Origin of the sequence: Microbacterium capsulatum (assembly GCF_030865425.1) — a bacterium.
Lineage (GTDB): Bacteria > Actinomycetota > Actinomycetes > Actinomycetales > Microbacteriaceae > Microbacterium > Microbacterium capsulatum.
Genome location: NZ_JAVFCB010000006.1, coordinates 271,261 through 277,260 on the forward strand (window position 1 = coordinate 271,261; position 6,000 = coordinate 277,260).

General features: G+C 70.4%; 5 protein-coding genes. 4 read left to right on the forward strand and 1 reads right to left on the reverse strand.

The window, feature by feature from the left end; all coding sequences use genetic code 11:
- Positions 1 to 74: 74 nt before the first annotated feature.
- Positions 75 to 1,724: an N-acyl-D-amino-acid deacylase family protein gene (locus RBR11_RS12365; protein ID WP_373889796.1), complete on the reverse strand. Its 1,650-nt coding sequence runs from the start codon at positions 1,722 to 1,724 to the stop codon at positions 75 to 77.
- 121 nt (positions 1,725 to 1,845) lie between these two features.
- On the opposite strand from RBR11_RS12365, the gene RBR11_RS12370 reads away from it, so the two are divergent.
- From RBR11_RS12370 to RBR11_RS12385, 4 genes are all read left to right on the forward strand, one after another.
- Positions 1,846 to 2,256: a RidA family protein gene (locus tag RBR11_RS12370; protein WP_308489654.1), complete on the forward strand. Its 411-nt coding sequence runs from the start codon at positions 1,846 to 1,848 to the stop codon at positions 2,254 to 2,256.
- A 121-nt stretch (positions 2,257 to 2,377) separates the two neighbouring features.
- Positions 2,378 to 2,836: a hypothetical protein gene (locus tag RBR11_RS12375; RefSeq protein WP_308489655.1), complete on the forward strand. Its 459-nt coding sequence runs from the start codon at positions 2,378 to 2,380 to the stop codon at positions 2,834 to 2,836.
- A gap of 146 nt (positions 2,837 to 2,982) precedes the next feature.
- The gene (locus RBR11_RS12380) at positions 2,983 to 4,494 is read left to right on the forward strand and encodes a L,D-transpeptidase family protein (RefSeq protein WP_308489656.1); all 1,512 of its coding nucleotides are present in this window, start codon (positions 2,983 to 2,985) and stop codon (positions 4,492 to 4,494) included.
- 235 nt (positions 4,495 to 4,729) lie between these two features.
- Positions 4,730 to 5,974, forward strand: a complete 1,245-nt coding sequence (locus RBR11_RS12385; RefSeq protein WP_419956800.1) for an integrase core domain-containing protein — start codon at positions 4,730 to 4,732, stop codon at positions 5,972 to 5,974.
- Positions 5,975 to 6,000 lie beyond the last annotated feature (26 nt).

Consider the following 6,000-nt stretch of genomic DNA (forward strand, 5'->3'; position numbering starts at 1 on the left):
GCGCAACCTCCGGCCCGCACAGCGATGCACGGGTTACCAGAACGTTAGCGGATCCTCGCGGCATCCGGCACGGCTCAGGCGGAGTGCGCGGGCGCCTTGCGCAGCGCGTGCCCCGGGGTCTCCCCCGTGACCGCGCCGCCGGAGACGACGGGAACGCCGTCGACGAGCACCTCCACGACTCCGGTCGGCTCCCGGCGCGGATCCTCGAACGTCGCGCCCGCGGCGATCCGCTCCGGGTCGAACAGCACCAGGTCGGCCGTCGCGCCATCCCGGATCACGCCGCGCGGGGCGTCGCCGCGGTCCAGTCCGAGCCGGGCCGCCGGCGAGCCGGAGAGGTGGCGCACGGCCTCCTCCAGCGTGAGCACGCCGAGCTCGCGGACGTAGTGGCCGAGGTAGCGCGGGAACGCGCCGAACCCGCGCGGATGCGGCTTGGCGCCGATCAGGATCCCGTCACTGCCGCCGGTGTGCCGGGGGTGGCGCATGATCTCCTGCACGTTCGCCTCGTCGCCGATGTGCATGAGCACCCCGGTCGCGCCGCGGTCGGCGACCACGGTGTCCAGGACGACGTCGATCGTCGCGCGCCCCTCGGCGGCCGCGATGTCGGCGATGGTCCGGCCCACGAGGCCGCCCAGGGCCTCGGATCCGGTGCCCGAGACCTCGATCACCGACCAGTCCGCGGGCTCACCGTGGAAACCGTCGCAGCCCTCCTCCTCGAGCTCGACGCGCACCCGCTCCCGCCCCGCGGCGTCCAGCGCCGCCACCGCCGCGACGACGTCGCCGCTCGCGGAGAGATGGCTGGGCAGCAGTGCCGCCAGGGTCGTCGCCCCGGGCAGGTACGGGTAGGTGTCCAGGGTCACGTCCACGCCGTCGGCGAGGGCGGCGTCGACGAGGGCGAGCAGCTCCGCGGCACGGCCGCGGTTCGGCGCGAAGTTCATCGTCGCGTGCGTGAGGTGGATCGGGCAGCCGGTGCGCCGGCCGATGTCGAGCGCCTCGGCGTACGCCTCGAGCGCCGCTCCGCCGTAGCTGCGGGTGTGCGGCGCCCAATAGCCGCCGTGCGCGGTGACCACCCGGCACAGCTCTTCGAGCTCGGCCGTGTCGGCGAACATGCCGGGGGCGTAGGTCAGCCCGCTGGACATGCCGAAGGCGCCGGCGTCGAGGGCCTCGGCGAGGATCTCGCCCATCCGGCGCAGCTCGTCCGCGGTCGCGGGACGGTTCTCGTGGCCGACCGTCATCATGCGCAGGTTCCCCTGCGGCACGAGCACGGCGACGCCGCCCGCGGTGGCCGGGTCGATCCGGCGCAGGAACTCGTCCATCGAGCGCCAGTCGAGAGCGACCGGGGTGCCGTTCCATCCGGCGATCCGCTCGGCGATCACGGGAGCCGACGCGTCGTCCAGCGGGGCGTAGCCGATGCCGTCCTGCCCGATCACCTCGGTCGTCACCCCCTGCAGCAGCTTGGGACGGTGCGCCGCGCCCTGCAGCACGGCGAGGTCGCTGTGCGCGTGCATGTCGATGAACCCGGGGGCGAGCACGAGGCCGCGCGCGTCGACCTCGACGACGCCGACCGGGAGCGGATCGGGCAGTCCCTCGCCGATCGCGACCACGCGGGATCCCTCGACCGTCACGTCGGCGACGAAGCGCGGGGATCCGGTGCCGTCGACGACGGTCGCCCCTCGGTAGACGCGGATCCGCCCGGCGGCGGCGAGGGAGGGGCTGAGAGCGATCATGGCGTCCATCGGGTCGAGGCGGGCCTGCGGCTGGGGGACGCCGCATGTCCACGTTATCCGCTCGTGCGCCGCCCGTCCTCCCGGTGCGGGGCGGGCGATCGGCGCGAAATAAACTGGGGGCATGTCCGAGAAGATCCGCGTCTCCACCGACGCCGCCCCCGCCCCCGCCCACACGTTCTCCCAGGGGGTGCGCAAGGGCCCGTTCGTGCAGGTCTCCGGGCAGGGCCCGGTCGACCCGGTGACCAACGAGTACCTCTTCCCGGGCGACGTGGCCGCGCAGACCACCCGCACGCTGGAGAACGTGAAGGCGATCGTCGAGGCGTCCGGCGCGACCTTCGACGACGTCGTGATGCTCCGCGTCTACCTCACCAAGCGCGAAGACTTCTCGATCATGAACGACGCCTACGGCGCCTTCGTCACCGCGCACACCACGAGCGGCGTGCTGCCGTCGCGCACGACGGTGTTCACCGGCCTGCCCCGCGAGGAGATGCTCGTCGAGATCGACGGCATCGCGATCGTCGACCCGGCCTGACCGCGCCGCATTCGCTCCGCACCGACCTGGCAGCGCGGCCCCGGATCCTCCTGGACGGCGCTGCCAGGTCGGCCTGCTTGGATGTGAGGCCCGCCGCCGATCGCCCTGGAGGAAGTCCGTCATGATCCGCCGTCCGACCCTCGCCGCGCTGACCCTCGCCGCCGCCCTCGGCCTGACCGCCTGTGCCACCGGCGCCGTTGCGCCCGGCTCCTCGAGCGCCCCTTCTCGTCCCGACACCCAGTCCGCCGCGGACGCCTGCGCCGCCGTCACGGCGGTGCTCACCACGGTGGGACAGGACGTCGCCTCGATCGACCCCACGGCTGCAGCGAAAGATCCGAATGGCACCATGGCGCGTGTCACCGCGGACGTGGACAAGGTCCGCACCGCTGTCGACGGTCTTGGCAACGGCGAGATCCGCACCGCCGCGCTGAAGGTCCAAGGCGTGTACGAGAAGTACGGGGACACCCTGACCCGCGCCGTCCAGGATCACGATCCGAGCGCGGCGTTCGCGCTGCTGCAGGCCCCGAAGGACCTCGCAGACGCCACCCAGGGGCTCAGCCGGGTCTGCGCTGCGAAGTAGCGCCGCGGACCTCTCTTTATGCCCCTGAACAGGCATGATCCCGCCAAAGGTGCGTCCGTTGCCGTTTTGTGATATGGCATCCCGTATCCTGAGAGGTGGATTTTCAACGCTGAGGGCAGGGGGGTGTGGACGTGACGGATCTGGCAATGGCAGCGGGGGCTCCGACGGAGGAGACGACCATCGTCGACGGTGCGCAACAGGTCGCGGACGCAGAGCCCACGGCCGACACGGCGGTCGTGGCGGACCAGGTCGCCTCGGGCGATGACGGATCCGGCGCGCGCCCGGTGGAGTGGGCTCCGGCCGACGGCGCACCGAGGAAGAAGCGCCGCATCGGCCGCTGGATCGCGATCGGCATCGGCGTTCTCGCGCTCGGCGCGGGTGCCGCCTCGACCGTGCTGATCGCCCCCGGCACCGCCATCGCCGGTGTCCCGGTGGGCGGGATGACCGTCGGCGCCGCCGCAGAGGCCGTGAGCGGCCATCTCTCCGGCATGAGGATCACGCTGACCGGATCGGGATCCGGCACCGCGGTGACCGGATCCGACCTGGGTGCGCACATCGACGCCACCAGGCTCGCCGAGCAGGCCTTCGCCCAGCGCCCGATGTGGAACATCACGAGCTGGCTGGGCGCGCCGATCACCGGCACGATCGCCCTCGACGACCGCGCCGCGGACCACGCGCTGCGCGCGCAGGTGCCGTCGGTCTACAAGGACGCCGCCGACGCGACCGTGACCTTCGACAAGGCGACCGGCAAGTACGTGACGACCCCGGCCAAGGACGGCACCGGCGTCGACCTCGCCAGGCTCACCGCCGCGATCACCCGCGCCTCCGAGCAGGGCCGAAGCACGGTGTCGTTCCGGGCGGAGGCCACGCCGGTCTCCGCCGCGATCACCGACAAGACCGCGGGCGACACCACGACCCGGCTGAACTCCCTGCTCTCCACGATCGGCTTCTACGTCGGCAGCGAACGCACCGTCCCGGTCGACCCGGCGACAGCCGCCTCGTGGATCACGGTGACCCCCGACGCCGGCGCCCTGACGATCAAGGCCGATCAGGCGGCGATCCAGAAGGCCGTCGCCGGTCTGCCCGCCGCGGTCAACCGCGCCCCGGTCAACGCCACGAGCATCGTGAACTCCGCCGGCGAGGTGCTCCAGGACGTCACCGGCGGTGTGACCGGACGCCAGCTCGGCGACGTCACCGGCGTCGCCGCCGCGTTCGCCGCACAGATCGGGAACGGCAACGGCGTCTACGTGCTGCCGGTGAAGGACTCCCCGTTCGCCACCACCTCGCTGCTGCGCAAGATCGACGTGAACCTCAGCACCGAGGTGCTCACGGTCACCGAGAACGGCAATGTCGTCGACTCGTGGGAGATCTCCTCCGGTCGTGAGGGCTTCGCCACGCACACCGGCACGTTCGCGGTGAACTGGAAGCTCGCCACCCAGGACATGGGCAACGTCGACACCTCGGTCGCGCCGTACTACTTCCAGCCCGCCGTGAAGTGGATCATGTACTTCAACGGCGACGAGGCCCTGCACGGCGTGTACTGGCACGACAACTGGGGCACGCCGATGAGCCACGGCTGCGTCGGCATGCCGGAGTACCGCGCGCAGTGGCTGTTCTACTGGAGCCCCAAGGGCACCGAGGTCACCGTCCACTACTGATCCGGATCCGTTCCGCCCGCTGAGGGCCCGTCGCAACCGCGGCGGGCCCTCTCTCGTTGCAGGCTGTTCTGTTCCGCTCGCGCTGTCCCTTCCTGCCGGCGCGGCCGCTCTTTCCGCTGTTATGTCTCAGGACATCGGTGACGGTTCTGTATCAGGACATCGGTGACAGTTCTGGGGGTCTTGGTGGTGACACTTCTCGGCTCAGATTGAGCGGTGTCGAAGAATGAACCTGTTGATGCGCGTGTCCGTCTCGCGATCTCTTGAACCTGTTGATGCGCGTGTCCGTCTCGCGATCTCTCGTTGGCCTGCGGATGCTCCGCGTGGGGCGGTGACGTCGTTTTGTCGAGAGCACGAGATCTCGCGGAAGACGTTCTATGTGCTGCTCGCTCGTGCGCGGGAGAAGGGCCCGGCGGCGGTGCTGGAGCCGCAGTCTCGTCGTCCGTCCGCGTCGCCGGCGAAGATCGGCGAGGAGGTGAAGCGGAGCGCGCTGGACGTGCGGGCAGCGCTGGAGCGATCCGGGCTCGACTACGGGCCGATCAGCGTGCACGACAAGATGACATCGATGGGATTCACGACCCCGTCGATCGCCTCACTCGCACGGATCTTCCGCGAAGCGGGCGTCGCCCGGGTGGAGCCAAAGAAGAAGCCGCGGTCCGCGTTCCGACGGTTCGTGTATCCCGCTCCGAACGCGTGCTGGCAACTCGATGCGACCGAGTACGTCCTCGCGGGCGGACGGACCTGCGTGATCTTCCAGCTCACCGATGATCATGCTCGTCTCGCGGTCGCGTCGCATGTCGCGAGGGCGGAGACGAGCAAGGGCGCGGTCACGGTGATGGAGAAGGGGATCGCCCGGCATGGGGTCCCGCAGCGGCTCCTCACGGATAACGGTGCCGCATTGAACCCGCACCGCCGCGGCATCGTCAGTCAGCTCGTCGCCTACGTGAGCACGCTCGGCGTCGTCGCGATCACCGGGAAGCCCGGGCACCCCATGACCCAGGGCAAGAACGAGCGATTCCACCAGACCCTGTTCCGATGGTTGGACAAGCAGCCCCTCGCCGGGACGATCGAGGAACTCCAACATCTCGTGGACCGGTTCGACGTGATCTACAACACCGAGCGCCCGCACCAGGCGCTTCCCGGTCGGAGCACCCCGCAACAGGCCTGGGACGCGACACCGAAAGCTCCCGCGCCAGAGCCAGACCCTGACGCTGCCACCCATCCCGGGGCGACTGGAGATGCCGTCCGGATCGTCCGCACGCACGGCGACATCAGCATCCGCGGCACCACATTCCAACTCGGGAACGAGTTCGCCGGCACTCAAGTCCACGCGATCTGGAACCCCGCCCTGATCATGATCTTCGACGAGCGCGGCACCCTCATCATCGAACACCCCTGGCCACAACCCGGCACCCGCTACGTCGGCAACGGCAGACCCCGAGGATCGGCCCCCAGAAGACGCCCACTGTCACCGATGTCCTGAGACACCAACTGTCACCGATGTCCTGA

Excerpts from the sequence above, each read along its gene's own strand:
- RBR11_RS12365 (WP_373889796.1), bottom strand. The coding sequence starts at position 1,724 with ATGATCGCTCTCAGCCCCTCCCTCGCCGCCGCCGGGCGGATCCGCGTC.
- RBR11_RS12370 (WP_308489654.1), top strand. The coding sequence starts at position 1,846 with ATGTCCGAGAAGATCCGCGTCTCCACCGACGCCGCCCCCGCCCCCGCC.
- RBR11_RS12375 (WP_308489655.1), top strand. The coding sequence starts at position 2,378 with ATGATCCGCCGTCCGACCCTCGCCGCGCTGACCCTCGCCGCCGCCCTC.
- RBR11_RS12380 (WP_308489656.1), top strand. The coding sequence starts at position 2,983 with ATGGCAGCGGGGGCTCCGACGGAGGAGACGACCATCGTCGACGGTGCG.
- RBR11_RS12385 (WP_419956800.1), top strand. The coding sequence starts at position 4,730 with ATGCGCGTGTCCGTCTCGCGATCTCTTGAACCTGTTGATGCGCGTGTC.